Annotated in this window: 19 protein-coding genes and 1 pseudogene; 8 read left to right on the top strand and 12 right to left on the bottom strand. The window is 62.5% G+C overall.

The window, feature by feature from the left end; all coding sequences use genetic code 11:
- Positions 1-39: 39 nt before the first annotated feature.
- The 3 genes from ABIA90_RS17840 to ABIA90_RS17830 all read right to left on the bottom strand — a co-directional run bounded on the left by ABIA90_RS17840 (position 40) and on the right by ABIA90_RS17830 (position 2,729).
- The gene (locus tag ABIA90_RS17840) at positions 40-1,281 is read right to left on the bottom strand and encodes a GNAT family N-acetyltransferase (protein WP_354117943.1); all 1,242 of its coding nucleotides are present in this window, start codon (positions 1,279-1,281) and stop codon (positions 40-42) included.
- A 217-nt stretch (positions 1,282-1,498) separates the two neighbouring features.
- Entirely contained in the window at positions 1,499-2,245 is a 747-nt protein-coding gene (locus tag ABIA90_RS17835; RefSeq protein ID WP_354117944.1) for a glycerophosphodiester phosphodiesterase, read from the bottom strand.
- Between the two features lie 16 nt (positions 2,246-2,261).
- Positions 2,262-2,729: a RidA family protein gene (locus tag ABIA90_RS17830; protein ID WP_354117945.1), complete on the bottom strand. Its 468-nt coding sequence runs from the start codon at positions 2,727-2,729 to the stop codon at positions 2,262-2,264.
- Positions 2,730-2,962: 233 nt separating this feature from the next.
- On the opposite strand from ABIA90_RS17830, the gene ABIA90_RS17825 reads away from it, so the two are divergent.
- Positions 2,963-3,808, top strand: a complete 846-nt coding sequence (locus tag ABIA90_RS17825; RefSeq protein ID WP_354117946.1) for a cell envelope integrity EipB family protein — start codon at positions 2,963-2,965, stop codon at positions 3,806-3,808.
- A 72-nt stretch (positions 3,809-3,880) separates the two neighbouring features.
- Positions 3,881-4,282: a RidA family protein gene (locus ABIA90_RS17820; protein ID WP_014494674.1), complete on the top strand. Its 402-nt coding sequence runs from the start codon at positions 3,881-3,883 to the stop codon at positions 4,280-4,282.
- An 89-nt stretch (positions 4,283-4,371) separates the two neighbouring features.
- Here ABIA90_RS17820 and ABIA90_RS17815 read toward each other — a convergent pair whose 3' ends face one another.
- Positions 4,372-4,773, bottom strand: a complete 402-nt coding sequence (locus tag ABIA90_RS17815; protein ID WP_354078247.1) for an ACT domain-containing protein — start codon at positions 4,771-4,773, stop codon at positions 4,372-4,374.
- Between the two features lie 202 nt (positions 4,774-4,975).
- On the opposite strand from ABIA90_RS17815, the gene ABIA90_RS17810 reads away from it, so the two are divergent.
- Positions 4,976-5,131 carry a hypothetical protein gene (locus ABIA90_RS17810; RefSeq protein ID WP_193375984.1) on the top strand — a complete coding sequence of 52 codons (156 nt, stop codon included), beginning with the start codon at positions 4,976-4,978 and terminating at the stop codon, positions 5,129-5,131.
- A gap of 16 nt (positions 5,132-5,147) precedes the next feature.
- On the opposite strand, the gene ABIA90_RS17805 is transcribed toward ABIA90_RS17810, so the two are convergent.
- Positions 5,148-6,440 carry a DNA polymerase IV gene (locus ABIA90_RS17805; RefSeq protein ID WP_354117947.1) on the bottom strand — a complete coding sequence of 431 codons (1,293 nt, stop codon included), beginning with the start codon at positions 6,438-6,440 and terminating at the stop codon, positions 5,148-5,150.
- Positions 6,437-6,748, bottom strand: a complete 312-nt coding sequence (locus tag ABIA90_RS17800) for a DUF3572 domain-containing protein (RefSeq protein ID WP_028150563.1) — start codon at positions 6,746-6,748, stop codon at positions 6,437-6,439. The genes ABIA90_RS17805 and ABIA90_RS17800 overlap by 4 nt, the downstream gene beginning before the upstream one ends.
- A gap of 228 nt (positions 6,749-6,976) precedes the next feature.
- On the opposite strand from ABIA90_RS17800, the gene ABIA90_RS17795 reads away from it, so the two are divergent.
- Both ABIA90_RS17795 and ABIA90_RS17790 read left to right on the top strand, forming a co-directional pair.
- The gene (locus tag ABIA90_RS17795) at positions 6,977-7,342 is read left to right on the top strand and encodes a response regulator (RefSeq protein WP_008566616.1); all 366 of its coding nucleotides are present in this window, start codon (positions 6,977-6,979) and stop codon (positions 7,340-7,342) included.
- A gap of 14 nt (positions 7,343-7,356) precedes the next feature.
- On the top strand, positions 7,357-8,730 hold the full coding sequence (locus ABIA90_RS17790; RefSeq protein WP_028150565.1) for a PleD family two-component system response regulator: 1,374 nt from the start codon (positions 7,357-7,359) through the stop codon (positions 8,728-8,730).
- Between the two features lie 311 nt (positions 8,731-9,041).
- Here the strand turns inward: ABIA90_RS17790 and ABIA90_RS17785 are convergent, their stop codons facing one another.
- Positions 9,042-9,650 (bottom strand): TetR/AcrR family transcriptional regulator, encoded by a 609-nt coding sequence (locus ABIA90_RS17785; protein WP_354117948.1) that lies wholly within the window; start codon positions 9,648-9,650, stop codon positions 9,042-9,044.
- A 129-nt stretch (positions 9,651-9,779) separates the two neighbouring features.
- Here ABIA90_RS17785 and ABIA90_RS17780 point away from each other — a divergent pair, with 129 nt between their 5' ends.
- Complete coding sequence (locus tag ABIA90_RS17780) at positions 9,780-11,018, top strand: MFS transporter (protein WP_354117949.1); 1,239 nt, start codon at positions 9,780-9,782, stop codon at positions 11,016-11,018.
- A 189-nt stretch (positions 11,019-11,207) separates the two neighbouring features.
- Here the strand turns inward: ABIA90_RS17780 and ABIA90_RS17775 are convergent, their stop codons facing one another.
- Complete coding sequence (locus ABIA90_RS17775; protein WP_135217314.1) at positions 11,208-11,615, bottom strand: hypothetical protein; 408 nt, start codon at positions 11,613-11,615, stop codon at positions 11,208-11,210.
- An 812-nt stretch (positions 11,616-12,427) separates the two neighbouring features.
- Here ABIA90_RS17775 and ABIA90_RS17770 point away from each other — a divergent pair.
- Positions 12,428-12,784 (top strand): hypothetical protein, encoded by a 357-nt coding sequence (locus ABIA90_RS17770; RefSeq protein WP_223154002.1) that lies wholly within the window; start codon positions 12,428-12,430, stop codon positions 12,782-12,784.
- Between the two features lie 41 nt (positions 12,785-12,825).
- On the opposite strand, the gene ABIA90_RS17765 is transcribed toward ABIA90_RS17770, so the two are convergent.
- The 3 genes and pseudogenes from ABIA90_RS17765 to ABIA90_RS17755 all read right to left on the bottom strand — a co-directional run.
- Positions 12,826-13,956 carry a L,D-transpeptidase family protein gene (locus tag ABIA90_RS17765; RefSeq protein ID WP_354117950.1) on the bottom strand — a complete coding sequence of 377 codons (1,131 nt, stop codon included), beginning with the start codon at positions 13,954-13,956 and terminating at the stop codon, positions 12,826-12,828.
- 350 nt (positions 13,957-14,306) lie between these two features.
- Positions 14,307-14,579: a hypothetical protein gene (locus ABIA90_RS17760; protein WP_354118385.1), complete on the bottom strand. Its 273-nt coding sequence runs from the start codon at positions 14,577-14,579 to the stop codon at positions 14,307-14,309.
- Positions 14,580-14,615: 36 nt separating this feature from the next.
- Positions 14,616-15,160: pseudogene (locus ABIA90_RS17755) on the bottom strand (SDR family NAD(P)-dependent oxidoreductase); the annotation flags it as partial.
- A gap of 434 nt (positions 15,161-15,594) precedes the next feature.
- Between ABIA90_RS17755 and ABIA90_RS17750 the strand changes: the two are divergent.
- Positions 15,595-16,473: a hypothetical protein gene (locus ABIA90_RS17750; protein WP_354117951.1), complete on the top strand. Its 879-nt coding sequence runs from the start codon at positions 15,595-15,597 to the stop codon at positions 16,471-16,473.
- A gap of 385 nt (positions 16,474-16,858) precedes the next feature.
- Here ABIA90_RS17750 and ABIA90_RS17745 read toward each other — a convergent pair whose 3' ends face one another.
- On the bottom strand, positions 16,859-17,185 hold the full coding sequence (locus ABIA90_RS17745; RefSeq protein WP_063982797.1) for a BA14K family protein: 327 nt from the start codon (positions 17,183-17,185) through the stop codon (positions 16,859-16,861).
- Positions 17,186-18,073 lie beyond the last annotated feature (888 nt).

Genomic DNA, 18,073 nt, shown 5'->3' with positions numbered 1-18,073 from the left:
TCGAATTTTGCGCTTACTGTCATCAGCCGTGGCAAACCGTCAAGGCGCCTCGTCGACGCCTTTGCGGAACGGGCCGAGCTCGGCCAGCTCCCGTCCGGCCTCGGCGACATAGGCGCGCTCGCGCTTGAGGTAATCGTCGATGGCGCGGCGCAGGCCGGGATCGGCGATGAAGTGGGCGGAATGGGTCGTCCGCGGCAGGTAGCCGCGCGCGATCTTGTGCTCGCCCTGCGCGCCGGCCTCGACGTTGTCGAGGCCGTGTTTGATCGCGAAATCGATCGCCTGATAGTAGCAAACCTCGAAATGCAGGAACGGATGATGCTCGACCGCGCCCCAGTTGCGGCCGAACAGCGTATCCGAGCCGATGAAGTTGATCGCGCCCGCGATCCAGCGGCCGTTGCGGCGGGCCATCACCAGCAGCACGTCTTGGCTCATGGTCTCGCCGATCAGCGAGAAGAATTCGCGCGTGAGATAAGGCCGGCCCCATTTGCGCGACCCGGTCTCCATGTAGAATTCGAAGAAGGCGTCCCAGGCATCCTCGGTGATGTCGCTGCCGGTGAGCCAGTGGATGGTGATGCCGCCGGCAAGCGCATCGCGCCGCTCGCGCTTGATCGATTTGCGGTGGCGCGAATTGAGCGTGGTGAGGAAATCGTCGAAGGTCGCAAATCCCTCGTTGCGCCAGTGGAACTGCTGATCGGTGCGCTGGAGGAATCCGTGCCGGGCGAGCCGTTTCCACTCCGCCTCACGCGCGAAGGTCACGTGCACCGAGGAGGCCTTGCTGACGCCGCACAGCGCCACCAGCCCGCTTGCAAGCGCTTCAGCGATGCGCTCGCGATCGACGCCGTCGCGGACCAGCAGCCGGGGCCCTGTGGCCGGGGTGAAGGGAACCGAGACCTGGAGCTTCGGATAGTACCGTCCACCGGCGCGCTCATAGGCGTCCGCCCAGCCGCGGTCGAACACGTACTCGCCTTGGGAATGCGATTTCAGATAGCAGGGCACGACCCCGGCGACGCGGCCATCGACCTTGGCCACCAGATGCCGCGGCCCCCAGCCGGTGCGGATGGTTGCTGAACCCGATTTCTCAATCGCGGATAAAAACGCGTGCGAGACGAACGGGTTATAAGCGGGTTTTGAGAGGCCGAGGGAATCGCCTGGAAGCCCGGATGAAGTTCCCGCGCCATGCCCGTTGCAAGCCTTGTCGGGATTGGCACAGGCGTCCCAATCCTCGGCAGATACCTCGCCAATCGAGGGTACAGCCTCGAGTGTGATTTCAGATGATGCCATCGTGCCCAAGATCGTGCATTGCAGCAGCGACTTCAAGAGGCGGGAACCGAGCTCTCTCGTGCCCCAGACGCATCGCAGCGCGCAGCGGTGCGATGCAGAGCCGGGGCCCATCTCTCCGCATAGCGTGCCGCCTTCTGGATCCCGGCTCTGCACAGCAACGCTGCGCGTTGCAGCGCGTCCGGGACACGAGAGCGAGCGCTGTGCAACGCGCGGAGCCCTACGGCACGAACCCCTCAAAGATCATCTGATCCGCATATTGCCCGACCCGCGTCCGCTGCTCCGGGCTGCGCACGGTCCAGCCGAGCAGGGCGCAGCCGAGGACGTTGCGGGCGATCCAGGGGGCGGGGGCCGGCAGGTGGTCGACCTTGAAGGCGACGAAATGCGGCTGGGTCTGAAAGCCGTGGCGCAGGTACAGCATGCTGTCGCGCTGTGCCTGCGTCAGCTTCGCCCAGTACTCGTCCTCGTAGGTCCGCTGGGCGACGATGCCGCGCGGGCGGGAGGGGAGCAACTCGCGCAGCGCCAGCACCTGGTCGGGATCGAACGACATGCCGACGGCGGGCCCCTGATAGGACGCCAGCACCTCGGCCATCCGCTTCACCAGCTTGCGGTCGCCGCCAAAATGGCTCTTCACCTCGATCACCAGCGGCACGCGGCTGGCGACCATGGCGCAGAGATCGGACAGCGACATCATCCGCTCGTCCGTGTCCTTGAACTTGACCGCCTTCAACTCGGCCGCGCTCTTCGACACCACCTCGCCGGTGGCCTCGGTGAGACGGCCGAGCGCGTGGTCATGGTGCACCATGGCCTCGCCGTCGGCGGAGAGCTGGATGTCGACCTCGATCGAGAAATTGCCTGCAATGGCAGCCTGCACCGCGCCCGGCATGTTCTCGACGATGCCACGGGAAATGTCATGCAGGCCGCGATGGGCGACCGGCCGGGCTGTCAGCCAATCAGGAGCGCGCAACGCCGTCAGCTCCGTGTCAGGCGACCTCGAACACGCCTTCGACCTCGACCGCTGCGTCCGCGGGCAGTGAGGCGACGCCGACGGTGGTGCGGGCGTGGCGGCCCTTGTCACCGAAGGCGGCGACCATCAGGTCGGAGGCGCCGTTGAGCACCTTCGGCCCGTCCAGGAAGTCGGGTGCCGAGTTGATGAAGCCGCCGAGGCGTACCACGCGCACGACCTTGTCGAGGTCGCCGAGCGCCGCCTTGACCTGGGCCAGCAGGTTGACGGCGCAGCCGCGCGCCGCCGCGGCACCGTCCTCGATCGAAACGCCGGCACCGAGCTTGCCCTTGGCGATCAGCTTGCCGGCGGGGTCGAAACAGACCTGGCCGGAGACGAACAACAGGTTACCGGTGCGCACGAACGGCACGTAATTGGCGACAGGGGTAGGGGCCTCGTGCAGCTTGGTGCCCTGTTCCGCCAGTTTCTGCTCGACCGTGCCCGCCATGTTCGACCTCGTTGTCCAAATTTCATCCGCCCGGGCGCGTCCGTTTGGAGGCCGGGCGCGCCCTGTTTCGCCCATCGTGCCGTCACATGCAAGCAACCGGAGCGACTGCATTTTGTTGTGGTCAGGCAGCAGGTTCAAGGCGGGGGCCGCAACTTTACGTGAAACGGCCTCAGTTGCGACGCAATGGAACGGTCATTAAAATGTCGAATCTGCGCTTTCCCCAGGGATGACACATGGTGCACCTTTTCCGGACTTCGCTTGGTGTGATGGCGCTCGCGGCGGCTGCTTTCGGTGCAGGCGGTGGAGCGGAGGCGGCCAGCGGTCCGTTCCTTGCGCACCAGGCGCTCTATGACCTAAGCCTCGTCAAATCGCGCTCCAATTCGATCAACAGCGCGCGCGGCCGCATCCTCTACAATTTCACGGGAAGTTCGTGCGAGGGCTACACCTCCGAATTCCGCCAGGTCTCCGAGCTCGACAGCGGCGAGGGCAAGATCACGCTGAGCGACCTCCGCTCGAACTCCTGGGAGGACGCCGCGGGAAAAAGCTACCGCTTCAAGATCGAGACGCGGATGAACGAGGCCGATGCCGGCCGGGTCGACGGTTCGGCCGAGCGCGACGGCGACCACATCAACGTCAAGCTGAAGCTGCCGGCGCCGAAGAGCTTCACCCTCGACGGCAAGATCGTGTTCCCGACCGAGCAGATCCAGCGCATCATTGCCGCCGCCAAGGATGGCAAGTCGCTGCTCGAGCTGTCGGTGTATGACGGCTCCGACGACGGCCAGAAGGTCTACAACACGCTGACCGTGATCGGTCAGCCGATTCCCGCCGACCGCACTGCTTCGCCCGATGCATCGACCACGGACGAGCACATGAAGTCGCTCAAGCGCTGGCCGGTTACCGTCAGCTATTTCGACCGCGAGTCCCAGCAGAAGGAAGGCGAGCAGACGCCGGTCTACGCGATGGCGTTCGAGCTCTACGAAAACGGCGTTTCGCGCCAGCTCGTGCTCGATTACAACGATTTCGTGATTTCCGGCGCGATGGGCAAGTTCGACGCGAAGGACAGCAAGCCCTGCAATTGAGGGGCGAGACTAGCCCTCCGCTCGCTCTCCGGCTACGCTCCCTCCCAACCACAAACCCGGGAGGCAAGCACCATGCCCAAGCTCGACCATCTCCGCCCCAGCGGCCTACATCACAATCCGGCCTATTCCCACGTCGTCACCGCTTCCGGTGCGCGTACGATCTACATCTCCGGCCAGGTGTCGGTGGACGAGGAAGGGCGGATCGTCGGCGAGGGCGATATTGCCGCGCAGACGACGCAGGTGATGCAGAATCTCGGCCATGCGCTGAAGGCGGCCGGCGCGACCTACGCCAACATCGTCAAGATCACGACCTTCGTGGTGAACTACAAGCCGGAGCTGCGCCCTATCATCGGCAAGGCCCGCTCGGCCTTCTTCGAAGGCATGGAGCCGCCGGCCAGCACCCTCGTCGGCGTCTCCGCGCTCGCCGCGCCGGAATGGCTGATCGAGATCGAGGCGGTGGCGGTCGCGGATTGATCCGACCGTGGGATGGGTAGAGCGAAGCCAAACCCATCACCCTTGTTGCGCGGGAAGAGCTCGATGGGTTTCGCTTCGCTCTACCCATCCTACTTTGCTGCGGACATAGCTCGCAAAACAGTCATCGCTTCATCGGCCCTGTCGGCAGGTACGAAAAGATGATCGTGGTGGAAGGCCGACACCGCATTCACGCTGATGCCGGCTTCGGCCAGGCGGGCCGTGACCGCAGCCAGGAAGCCCACCGCATCGAGCGCGGAGTGAACCGTCAGGGTGATCAGGCGCGAGGCGAACGCGTAGCGTAAGCCTGACGCCTCGGCTTCTTCGCGCAGGATCACCAGCGTGGTTCCTTCCTGCTCGCGGAACGTCAGCAGCGGGTTGACCGCTGCGGGAATCGGCTCGCTGGGTGGGATCGTGCAAAACACGAAGGTGCCGTCCAGCAGCTCCGGCTTCATGTTTCTCAACAGCGCGTCGAGGTCGCGTTCGCCTGTCACGATGGCCAGCCTCTCAGCGCGTTCGGATGCGTACAGCCCTTGCGAAACCCATCAACGCCGGAACCTGACAGGGGCCTCGCCAACATACCTTTGTATATCTCTTCCAATCCTTCTCATACGCTGACCTTACGCTGGTACAATTGAGCGACGGCCGGAGATTCTTACAATTTGAGTCTACTCGGGTCACTGCGAGGAAGCTCAAATGAACGTCATGATTGGAAAGCTCAACGGCCTGTGGCACCTCATCGTCGGGTCTTGTCAGATCCGAACTCCGTTCCTGGCGACTCAGGATCGGCAGTTGGTCATTCAGTATGCTAGGCGTGTCTATCCGGGTGCACGGATCTTCGAACGCGACTGAATTGAGCAGGACTCGATCATTCCTGCTGTCCTGTTTCAGGGCCATCATACGCGATGCCGCGAATGACGGCGGAGTTGCCGAACTTCTTGCGCAGACTGTCCACCGCGCGCTCGGCATGCGCAGCACGGCGGTCAAGCATATCGGTGTCGTCGGCGGGCGAGCCTTCGCGCAGCGCGCTGACGCCGGCGCCCATCAGGCGGAAGGCGGTGCCGTCGATCTCCTTCGCCAGCATCTCGCGGCAGATCGAGAAGATCTTGGCGGCAAGCTGCGTCGGGCCTGCGATCGACTGCGAGCGGGTGCGCTGGCGGAAATCGGCAGTCTTCAGTTTCAGCGTCACGGTCGAGCCGGCAAGCTCGCTGCTCTTGAGCCGCGACGACGTCTTCTCGCAGAGCCGCCACAGGATCTTCTCCAGCGTCGCGAAATCGCGGATGTCGGTCTCGAAGGTGGTTTCGCTCGAAATCGTCTTGGCGCCCCGATCGGGCTCGACGCGGCGGTCGTCGATGCCGCGGGCGAGCCGCCACAGCCTGCGGCCGTCACTCGGAAACTGCCGCATCATCTCGATCTCGTCGGCCTTTTGCAGGTCGGCGATGATGCGGAAGCCGCGCTGCACGAGGCGCTCCTGCGTGGCCGGGCCGACGCCGAAGATGAAGCCGACCGGCTTCTCAGCCAGCATCGAACGGGCTTCCTCCTGATCGAGCGCGGCAAAGCCGCGCGGCTTGTCGAGGTCGGAGGCGATCTTGGCCAGGAACTTGTTGCAGGACAGGCCGACCGAGACGGAGATGCCGATGTCGCGCTCGATGTTGCGCGCGAACCGCGCCAGCACCTTGGCCGGAACCATGCCGTGCACCCGTTCGGTGCCGGAGAGATCGAGAAAGGCCTCGTCGATCGAGAGCGGCTCGACCAGCGGCGTCAGCGCCTGCATGGCCTGGCGCACCTCGCGGCCGACACGGACGTACTTGGCCATGTCGGGCGGGATCACGGTCGCATGCGGGCAGGCCTCGAGCGCCCTATACATCGGCATGGCCGAGCGCACGCCATAGGTGCGGGCGATGTAGCAGGCGGCCGACACCACGCCGCGCTTGCCCCCGCCGATGATGACGGGCTTGTCGGCGATGTCAGGATTGTCGCGCTTCTCGACCGTCGCATAGAAGGCGTCGCAGTCGATATGGGCGATGGTCAGGCCTGCGAGCGCGCGGTGGCGGACGAGGCGAGGGGAACCGCAGGCGTAGCAGCGCCGCACGCCCATATCCAGATCGGCCAGACAATCCCGGCAGAAGCAGCGGGGTCCGGCCGTATCAGGGACGGTCACGGCACGTCGCGCTCCCAGGAGGGGTCGCCGAGCGCGTCGCCCAGCACCTGCCGCGCCGCAGCAACGTTGGTCGGATGCAGCTCCGCGGTCGAGGCAAAGGCCTTGACGGTGGCGTCATCGCGCATCACGAAATCGAGCACGCTGAGGAGGAAATTCGGGTCCGAGGCGGCATTGCGCAGGGTCTCAGGACCGACGCCTGTCTCAGCCAGGAACAGGCCAAGCCGCTCCGGATCGCCGGCCACGAAGGAGAGCGCCTGAATCGCAACGATTTCAGCGACTTCGCGAGGGTTGTGAACAGGCTTTTTCAAGGGTTCGGTTTGCCTTTCCGTTAACTTTCGGTGTCTACTTTGAAACCATCATGCCCGAGTCTCAAGACCGCCGACAAGCAACTGGAAACCACATCGCAGAAAGTCGGCCCTCGAGTTTAACGAAACTCAAGCGAATCTGAGGCTAGTTTGAATCCAGTTTTCGAAGCGCCGGCGAGCGGCGCCTGAGGCGTCACATGTATACGGCTTCGTGCCAATCAGGAGGGCGGGATGGCTAAGACCGTCCTGATCGTGGAAGACAACGAGCTCAACATGAAGCTCTTCCGCGACCTGTTGGAGGCACACGGTTACCAGACCTCCGGCACCAGCAACGGCTACGAGGCGCTCGACCTCGTTCGCAAGATGCGGCCCGACCTCGTGCTGATGGATATCCAATTGCCGCAGGTCTCGGGCCTCGAGGTCACGCGCTGGATCAAGGACGATCCGGAGCTGCGCGCCATTCCCGTCGTCGCGGTCACGGCGTTCGCGATGAAGGGCGACGAAGAGCGCATCCGCGAGGGCGGCTGCGAGGCCTATTTGTCCAAGCCGATCTCGGTCGGCAAATTCATTGAGACGGTCCGGCGTTTTATCGGATAGGAAGTGAGTTCAAAGTGTCCGCGCGTATCCTGGTCGTCGATGACGTTCCCGCCAACGTCAAACTCCTCGAAGCTCGCCTGTCCGCCGAATATTTCGACGTGATGACCGCCTCGAACGGCACCGAGGCGCTGGCGCTGGCCAGCCGCGCCGAATGCGACATCATCCTGCTCGACGTGATGATGCCCGACATGGACGGCTTTGAAGTCTGCCGCCGCCTCAAGACCGATCCGGCGACGCACCACATCCCCGTCGTGATGGTCACCGCGCTCGACAGCCCCGCCGACCGCAATCGCGGGCTGGAAGCCGGCGCCGACGATTTCCTTACCAAGCCTGTCTCCGACGTCGTGCTGATCGCGCGCGTGCGCTCGCTGACGCGGCTGAAGATGATGACCGATGAGCTGCGCATGCGCGCCATCACCTCGCTCGAGATCGGCATGCAGGCGCCCGAGCGCAGCGCCGTGGCCGACACCGGCCGGGGCGGCCGCATTCTGCTGGTCGACGACCGTCAGTCCTCCTATGAGCGGCTGGCGACGATCCTCGCCGCGGAGCACACCATCGACGTCGAGCCGAACCCGACGGAAGCGCTGTTCCACGCCGCCGAAGGCAATTACGACCTGCTGATCGTCTCGCTCGACCTCAACAATTTCGACGGCCTGCGGCTGTGCAGCCAGGCGCGCTCGCTGGAGCGCACGCGCCACGTGCCGATCCTGGCGATCGCGGACCCCGAGAACTCGACCCGGCTGCTCCGCGGTCTCGAGATCGGCGTCAACGACTACCTGCTGCGTCCCATCGACAAGACCGAGCTGCTGGCGCGCGCCCGCACGCAGATCCGCCGCCGCCGCTACACCGATCATTTGCGTGACAACGTGCAGAACTCGATCGAGATGGCGATCACGGATGCGCTCACCGGCCTGCACAATCGCCGCTACATGGAGAGCCATCTGGCGACGCTCGCTGACCAAGCCTCGACCCGCGGCAAGCCCCTGGCGCTGATGATTCTGGACATCGACTATTTCAAGTCGATCAACGACAATTACGGCCACGACGCCGGCGACGACGTGCTGCGCGAGTTCGCGGTGCGCGTCCGCAAGTCGATCCGCGGCATCGACCTGGCCTGCCGCTACGGCGGCGAGGAGTTCGTCATCGTGATGCCGGAGACCGATCTCCACGTCGCCGGCATGGTCGCCGAGCGCCTGCGCCGCTCGATCGCGGGCGAGCCGTTCGCCGTCCACAAGGGCACCAAGCGCATCGAGGTCACGATCTCGATCGGCCTCACCACGCTGGAGCAGAAGGGCGAGGCGGTCGCCGACGTCCTCAAGCGCGCCGACACCGCGCTCTACCGCGCCAAGCACGACGGCCGCAATCGCGTGGTGTCGCAGGCGGCGTGAGGCTGCCTGCGACAAAAACTGCGAAAACAACCCCATGCACAGTAGCCGGCGTTAGTTGGATCAATGGCTTATGCGGGTAGCAAATGCATCAGCAAAGCCGTTTGACACGTCGGGCAAAACAGGAGCATTTTGATAGGATCGGGCAGGGCGCGGTTGTTGCGCGAAGTCCTCTCCACAAGCTCCGCTGTCATTCCCCGCGTAGGCGGGGAATCCAGTACGCCGCGGCCTCTCGGTTCAAATCACAACCGCCTCTGGAATACTGGATCACCCGCTTTCGCGGGTGATGACACCGAACGATACGGCCATGCTGATTAGTGCGGCGTGCGCTTGCTGTGCGTCACGGCCGTCTTCTCCGCATCACCCACATCCACCCCGGCATTCCGCAGCAGCACCTTCGCCGCTTCCTTCGCGGCGCGGGCCATCGCGGGGTCGTCGCGCACGAGGTCCTGCGCGATCGAGCCGTCGACCAGGAGCACGAGCTGGGTGGCGAGCGCATCCGCCTCCGTGACGCCGAGCTCGTTGAGCCGTTCGCGAAACCAGACGCGGCGGCTTTCCTTGAAGGCGATTGCGATCTTCTTCACGGCGCGGTCCTTTGGCCCGAGCTCGGCGACCGCATTGACGAACGGGCAGCCGCGAAAATCCTTGGCCGCAAAGCGCCGCTCCAGCGAATCGAAGGTGCCAAGAATCTGCTCGGCCGGCGGCTTGTCGGAGGGGCGCGGCTTGACGAAGCGGCGCTCCAGATAGGCCGCGATCAGCGCGTCCTTGGAGGGGAAGTGGTTGTAGAGCGTGCGCTTGGAGATGCCGATCTCGGCCGCGATGGTGTCGACGCCGATGGCGCGAATGCCTTGCAGATAGAACAGCTTGTCGGCGGTCTCGAGGATCCGCTCCTTCATCGTCTGTGGTGTGGGCGGGGGAGCCATGCGGCAGCGTGCGTCCTGTTCGCTTGACAGCGTGCACCTTTCATAGCCTAAGTACACAGGTCTGTGTAACTAAAAACATCGAGAATTGCAGACGCCGGCGCGCGCGTCGCGCCGACGAGGGAGAAAAATATGCCCCTTTTGCAGGTCCTGCGTCCGACATTGCCCATCCTGATCGGCGCCTCGATCATGCTGACGCTGAGCATGGGGCTGCGGCAGAGCCTCGGCATCTTCATGCAGCCTTTGACGCATGACATCCACATCTCGATCTCGGATTTCACGTTGGCGCTGGCCGTGCAGAACCTCGCCTGGGGCTTTCTCCAGCCGCTCGCCGGCGCGATGACGGTGCGCTACGGCTTCCGCCCGATCATGATCGTGGGCGCGCTGATGTACATCGTGGGCCTCATCCTGATGGCGACCGCGAACGGGCTCGTCAGCATCATGATCGGCGCCGGCGTGCTGATCGGGACGTCGCTGGCCTGCACCGCGGCGGCGATCGCGATGTCGGTGGCCGCGCGCGCTGTGCCCGAGACCGTGCGCTCCACCGTGCTCGGCATGGTCTCCGGCGCGGGCTCGCTCGGCGCGCTGCTGTCGGCGCCGATCGGGCAGTTGCTCAACGAAGGATTTGGCTGGCGCGTCGGGCTCGCTGGTTTCGTGATCATGTCGGTGCTGATGATCCCTGCGGCCTGGTATGCCGGCCGTGTCGACACCATTCCGCTGCCGAAGCCCGCCGCCGACGACATCGGGGATGCCACCGCCGCGACAGCAGCGAAGACGGCGTTCGGCAACGCGTCCTTCGTGGTGATGACCTGCGCCTATCTCGTCTGCGGCATGCAGCTCGTGTTTCTCACCACGCATCTGCCGTCCTATCTGGCGATCTGCGGCCTCGATCCGATGCTGAGCGCGCAGACGCTCGGCATGATCGGCGGCTTCAACGTGCTGGGCTCGCTGTTCTTCGGCTGGGCGGGCCAGCGCTGGAACAAGCTGGCGCTGCTGGGCGGCATCTACATCCTGCGCTCGCTCGCGCTTGCCTGGTATTTCATGCTGCCGGCGACGTCGTTCTCGACGCTGCTGTTCGGCGCGATCATGGGCTTCCTCTGGATGGGTGTCGGCCCGCTGGTCGCCGGCGCCGTCGCCGAAATGTTCGGCCTGCGCTGGCAGGCGATGATCCAGGGCCTCGCCTTCATGAGCCACCAGATCGGCAGCTTCCTCGGCGCCTACGGAGGAGGGGTGCTCTACGACACGCTCGGCTCCTACACCATGGCCTGGCGCATCGGCGTGGCGCTGGGCCTGGCCGGCGGCATCATCCAGGTCGCATTCGCGCTGATCCGGCCGTCGCAGCCGCCGTCGCCGGTGCTGCGGACGGCGTAGCGGGGCGGTGCTCGCGAACGTCAGAGGGAGCTTGCAGCGGACGCCGTGCTGTTTCGTCGTGATGGCAGCGTGTGACCCGAAGCTTGGCGCGCGGACGAACTTTTCTCCGGCTGTGACGTTGCAACAATTCATGATCCTGCAGGCGGATGGCGCGTCGTCGCGTGCGCCATCCGCTCCTCCACATGGGCCCTAAGCTTTCAGGTCCGTGATCCGCATAATCGCGACCACATTCCCGTCGTTGTACGCCTGTTCTTTTGTTTCCTTGTTGCAGGTCCAGACAAAATTCTTCTTGCCCGTAAAGGTCTTTCCGTCCTGCTCAAGCCGAAGCTCCCCTTCGGTGATATGGCAGATCATGGCATTCATCATCGGGGGCCCCATGGTCTTCGCCCCCGGCTGCATGATGACATCGCGCATTGAGACGGTCTTAAAACCTGGGATCAGGGATGGTGTCTCGCCTTCATATTCACGCACCACGACACCTGGCCAAGGCGTCATATCCTTGTAGCCTGTGGCTTGAGCGGCGGCTGGCCTGACCATGGCAGCCGAGGCCGCTGCCAACGCGATTCCCAGTGCGGACCTTCGATCGATCTTGCTCATCGCTTTCTCCCGACGTTACCGAACGAGCCGCCGCATAAGCAGCGCGCAAAGTTCGTGGTGAACGGTGGTCGAAACCGAAAAAAGAACGGCTTCTAAGAGAGCGTGCTTGCCGATGGCACCAGTGCTGCTCGTTTGCCCAGACGGTGATTTCGGCACATCCCACTTTAAGGGCAACGACATTCTACGTCACCTGACGAGTCTGGGGAACATGTGAAACGAAGTCTCTGCCTGGCCCACGGGAAGGTCCGGATTTGGCCCCAAGCGGTCGACCCGGCATGTCCGCTAGATGTCCGCTCCTTGGGGCTGAAGCAGACTTGATATGCTCAGCCCGAGTTCTTCGGGGTGTGACCCGAAGCGGACGTGCGTCGTGGTCGCAGCGATATCCGCCTACTGTGCCGACATCGAAATTAATTGCGTGTTGACGATCGGAGCAGGCGGATTTGTCATCTCGGACGGAGATACTGCTGCGTCGTTGAGATTGCGGACCGGGCGTTGCGATGCGGAGGGCCTGCTTAGGGCCAAACTCAACTTCTTCAGCATGCGCCGGAACTCGTGATCATACGACGCGTCGACATCGCGCATCGTTGAAAACGATGTGACGAAATATTCCTTTAATCGGTCGATCGATTCTCCATCTCCATAGAGAACACAAGCACTGTTGGCCTTTCATTCCGGTGGTGAGTGAGCAAGCTTAAACTCTGCGGTACCGGGGCGGCGATGTGTGTGGCCCTGGAGTGGCTACTACGGGCCCAAGTTTGGCGTGCCTTGACGTGTTCGGCGTGTGGGACTTCCACTGCGGGATTAGGAGTAAGATGAACAATCACCTTCGGCATGCAGCGCTTGCTGTATTCACTGTCATGCTGCCGATCTTTACAATCGGTCACGCTCGCGCCCACGATTATCAGCACCCCGAGTTGAACAGCTGGTATGAGAGCTTGCACAGTGGCAAAGGGCCTTGCTGCGATGGCAGTGATGCGAAGCGAGTTGATGACGCCGATTGGGAAACTAAGGACGGTCACTATCGCGTACGCCTTGATGGCGAGTGGGTTGATGTTCCGAACGAAGCTGTCGTGGATGGACCGAACCGCGCTGGCCGTACGATGGTCTGGCCTTACTACCTAGATGGTCATCCGAAGCCGCGCTGCTTCATGCCGGGGAGCATGGGCTGATAGCGAGCGCAGGGATGCATGCCTGAAGTAGACCGGGCGCTCTAGCACCCGTCGTCTCCTTCCACGACGGTCGACAGGAAGCTGGAACGAGCCAGATCACATGCAATCGGTTTCGAGATCGACGTGCCAAACCATCTACTCGTCAACGAACTATCGTTGGTGACCCAGGGGATTGGCGGCAGTTGCGGCAGATAAGATGCATACGGCATCACTTTCGCAAGCGTCACTCTGACCAGATACTTTGCTAGAAAAGCCTCGTTCATTCCGCCGTCCAGTCCGCTATAGATCGGGGCTGCCGGGACGTTGTCATTGAGCAATCGCGCGAATTCGAGTTCGTCGGTACGTTGCTTCTCAAGCGCCCGCCGCGCAATTTTGGAATCCACGACAAACGCGGGGCATTTATCGGTGGGACTGAACACGAGAGGATACGGCGAATTTGGTGGAGCTTGCGCATCGAACACATAGCGTCGATTGCACACGTCCACCTTAGGTTCGAGATGCGTCGTCTCGAAGTGATCGTTGCCGACTTTGAGCATTTTCCAGAAGGAGAGGTTCGGGCTATTTCGATGCTGCGCCAGGTTTGCCGGCGTGAGGCGGAATGGATAAGCCTGGACCTGAAAGGACGGTCGGCCGCCGAGGGAGTCCCGCGCTAGCGAATAGATCTCGCTTATCTGTTCGTCGGTCATGGCATAGCAACCGCTCGATGAGCAGTCGCCATGGATCATGAGTAAGCTGCCGTCGCGATTGTTTGCCTTGTCGAAGCTGTTGGGAAAGCCGACGTTGATCGCGAGATGGTAATCGGAGTTGGGATTCATCAGCTCGGGAGTAATCGTATAGAACCCCTCTGGAGCCTGACGGTCACCCTCCTTCAGTTTCGGCCCGAGATCCCCCGACCACCGACAGATCGGGTACACCTTTAGGATTTGGAAGAGGCCGGTGGTGTCCTGTTTCCAGACTTCGAGCTCCGCCTCTTGCTTGAAGACGCGCACAAGGATAGGCGAGTATTTTGGCATCTTCTTTTGTCGGAGCAGCGAGAGCAACTCGGGTGGTAGCTCCTTTGTAGCCTTGGCCGGCAAGCGGTTGCTGTTTTCGCCAAGGCAGGTGGCCGGCGACAACGTCGCGAAAAAAGCTGCAGTCAGCACAAGCGCACGGAGTGCCGTGGCGCCGATCATGACCTTACCTCGGGCGTGGAATCTGCTCATTTGGGTAGCGTGTAGTCAGTGGGTTCGTAAGGCAAGCCCAGATGGACGCAGTCACCGGAGAAGTTCGAGCTTATCGTTGGCCTTGGGGATGCCAAGACGCTCGGTCTCGTCGTCCGCTTCTGGCCCATCAGCGAAGTGGCGACACCTTTCATTGAGGTCCGCCTGGTGAGGTAGAGCGGACTGACTTTGCTCACTCTGAGTTCTTCGCATTTTGATCCAACTGAGACATTGGCGGTCCACTGCGCAACGGCTTTGAAGCCGGTTTCAGCCCTATCCGAATATTCGTGTTAGCCGCTAAGGCTGGTGGAAGGGCTGCGCGCTCAATGTTTCGGGGTGCGCCCGCGGATGTGGTCAAAGCCTTGCTTGATTGCGGCGAAGCGCGCTTCGATCATCGGCTCGAATTCGAGGTCGGTGAAGATATATGGCAAGTCCTTTTCGACACCTTCGCGGACGAGCTCACCGACATAGTTGGGTTCTATGCCCTGAGAGATGCGTTCCCGGAGCATATTGATCCACTCGGCACGTGGGCCCGAAGTCGGCAAGGGAGGAAGCGCCCCCTCGAAGCGCTTGGGGAGATTGCGTCTTGAGTTCATGATTTGAGTGCGGATGATCCCGGGACACAGCACCGATACGCCAATCCCTCGGGGCGCGAGTTCACGCCGCAGGCCCTCGGACAGCGCGACAACGCCATACTTGGAGACGTTGTATGCATTGCTCCCCCTGAAATGAGGCCAGCGATCGAGGCTGTGGAGACGATGTGTCCACCCTCGCCATGCTGCTCGATCAACGGCCCGAAAATCTCGATCCCCCAAATGGTCGCCATCAGGTTGACGCCCATGGTCCAGTTCCACGACGCCTCGGTCCAGGCGCCATAAGGCCCACCGGCGCCGACGCCTGCGTTGTTGACGAGGATATGCACCTTGCCATAGCGGGCAGTCGTGGCTTCGGCGGCCGCCACGAGTTCGGCTTTGAGTGAAACGTCCGCTTTCACGCCGTCGACATCGACGTTGGTGAGCCTCAGTTGCTCGAGCGCTGCGGACAGAGCCGCTTCTTCAATGTCGCAAAGCATGACCTTCGCCCCCGCTTGGGCGAAGGCGGTCGCGATCCCCAGTCCAATGCCTGACGCTGCACCGGTTACGAACACAGTCTTTCCAGCGAGTTCCTTCACGCGCATTCTCCCTGTGCAAGCGGAACACTCTCGCCCCAAAACGCCAAGTGTACCCGGACGCCATATGACCGCGTTTTCGCGCGATTGGGAAGCGTGCCGGATGTCCGTTCGTGGTCAACTGTCTACATCGCCAGGGTCACCTGCTTCACTCTCCCTCAAGCCAAATCCTGCTTCGCTGAGAGCTTCTAAAATGCGTTCAATATCTTCGGGATCTGGCTCACGGTGATCCGGCCGTCGCGGCCGCCGGCGCCGGTGTTGCCGACGGCGGAGGCGGGGCGGTGCTCACTAACTTCAGCTTGGGAGCTTACAGCGGACGCCGTGCTGGTTCTTCGCGATGGCAGCTTGTGAGCCAGAGCGGCCATCAGCACCGTCACATGCTGCAGATACCGGACCTTAACCTTTGGTTGCTTAGGTTGACGGATTCAATCAACGAAAGGGGCATGCAACGTTCGGCGGGAATCTCAACTGCCGCAATGGTCTTGTCGCTCAGTCAATCGGTGACGCCGGTGCTTAAGAAAGTGATCGTGGCGGCAGCGCTTTGCGGGGCGGCAGCAATCTCCGCTGCCCTCCTGGTGACGGATTGGCCTGTCCCGCATTCGCGCCGGACTGGTTATTTCGATGTTACAACATCGGAAAAGGCGGACCTCTCACACATCGACGAATGGAATCGCGCGGCCAAAGCCAAGTATGGACCGGATGCATCGACATATGCGTCGATGTCTTCCCATGGGCTGACATGGGTGGCCCGTGTCGGAGACAAGGTTGTCGAAACACGTCCCTTTGGATTTTCCGTTTACGGCTTTCTTGGCGTGTTCATGGTGTCGAACGTGGAGAGCTTTCCGTTCGAGCTTTCGATCGAACCAAAAGATCCTGTTGAGCCGGGCCAGACCGTCGACAAGGTCAAGGCTCGCTTCGCGAAGACGGCCCCGGCGGAGGCGCTTGAATTTGGCAACCGTGAATGGCGGCCGGCTCACTGCCATTCCCCCAAACCACCTGAGTTCGGGTTTCCGTTGTACTCTTCGGACCTTCGTGTCGATACGAGCTCGATTTGCCTGATGCAATCCGATGGGGGCCCGTATACCGCGTTGGTCGGCTTTGCGCGCGTCGACGCCAGTTTCTGGGTGCGCCTGCTCTCCCGCAAAGTGTGCCGCATTCTGGCGGCATCCTGGGTCGAATCGATGACGTCGCAGCCGAATGCGAAACGTCCCGACTATGTCGCCTGTATGCTGGCGACAAAGGCCGGCGGCTCGGAGCGTGAGGTCATCGCGGCTCGCTTCTTCGAGGTCCGCGATGACAAGACTTTGGCGGTCTTCGACTGAGTTTCGGTGACCGACGTCGCGTCTTGAAGCTTCATGTTTCGACTTCCGCTTATGGCCCATCGTTGACATGGAGCGACTAGGTATCAACGTCGTCTTCTATGCGCATGGCGGACGCGACAATTCAGGAGCATACATCTACTTCTTCGCTCGTGCCTTGGACGCGACGCGGCGCTTCGGGGGGCGCGCTGTCACAAGCGTCGGCACCCGAGGCGTCTCCTCCGGCAGAACGAGGAGCATGAGGATCCGAGGAGAGTCACGCGTTGACCGTGATGCGCAACGCGTCATGGAAAGTTCGAGACGCCATCTCGACGGCGCCTCGAATCCAACCGGGTCATCTGGCCATCCGTTCCGACGTCCACTTGACCCGGTGACTTGCGGCTTTGCGTTACCTGCAAATATGGCGGTTGCCGTCCCACCCGAGGTAGGTGCTCGTCGCCGGATCGTAGGATCGATAACGCTCCGCGCAGGAACGTGAAGCAGTGCCATCCGCGCGAGCCATGGCGCTGTCCGCGCCTTGCGCAGGAGCTGCGCCATCCGGCAACTCGAGGCCCAGCCGACCGGCCGGCGTCAGCGTGCCGTTCAGGTTGCGATTGGGGTTCTCGGCCTCGTACGTATCGGGATGGCTGCTCGCAAAGCCGGATTGCGCGTAGGCGGCGCTTGCGGTCAGGCCCGACAACAAAGCCACGGCAGCGAGAATTTTAAGTCCAGTCATGGTCCATCTCCATCATTGCCCGGTGCAATCGTGCTGCCGGTGCGACAGGAGTTGGATCGACATCTGCGCTGAACAAGCTCGCTTGATCGCATACCCGCGACCTGACGCGGTCTCGTCGTTCAAATGCAGAAAGAATCGTTTGCTTGCGGAACGCAAGAGAATGGTCCACCGCCGCCAGCAGCGCGCCTGTTTTTGCTCTCGTGCCCCGGACACAGCGCAGCGTCACCTCGACGGTGCGCTTGCGCGCGACCGGCGGGCGACGCTGGGGCTAGCAGCGGCCAGCGCTGGCCGACATCGGGTCCAGGTTCAACTGAAACAGAAAGCCAGCGGGCGGTATGGACTAGCGACGTCCTGATCGCTTGAGTTCGGCGACTTTAAACCTGTTGCCGGCCTGCAGGCTGCTGCAAAACCAGTGGGCCTTGTTTCGGTTTTCGCCCAGGAACACCTTGGTTTCAACGCAACCCTCGTAGGATGTATGGGTGATGGTGTCTCGGCACGTTGGCGAGAAAGGTCCATAGTTCGTACCGCCGCCCGACTCGCTGCATCCGACCCAGGGATCTTTGCCGCTTGGGAAGCTTGATGCACAGCCACCGTTGCAGCTGCTGGCGACTTTCTCCAGGCTGGCAAGCCTTCCCATCACCGAGCCCGGCGCATACGAAGGCGTGCTCGCGGTTGACGTTCGAGCGGTTGACGCAGTCCGACGCGGCGCCGTTGTGTTTGCTCCCCGCTCCGACACGTGCGGCTTTGCCACCTGTTTCGGCGCGTCGACCGTGACAGGGGGAATCGTGGCGGCGGAGCCAGTCGGGATTTGCGACGCTGCCGGGGCGCACAGCAAGGCAGTTGATAAGACAGCGACGGCTGAGGGCACGACAAAGCTTGACGAGAATT

It is taken from the genome of Bradyrhizobium sp. LA6.8 (assembly GCF_040547935.1).
Lineage (GTDB): Bacteria > Pseudomonadota > Alphaproteobacteria > Rhizobiales > Xanthobacteraceae > Bradyrhizobium > Bradyrhizobium barranii.
Note: the sequence above shows the minus strand (reverse complement) of the source record. Positions and strands in the feature narration are given on the sequence as shown.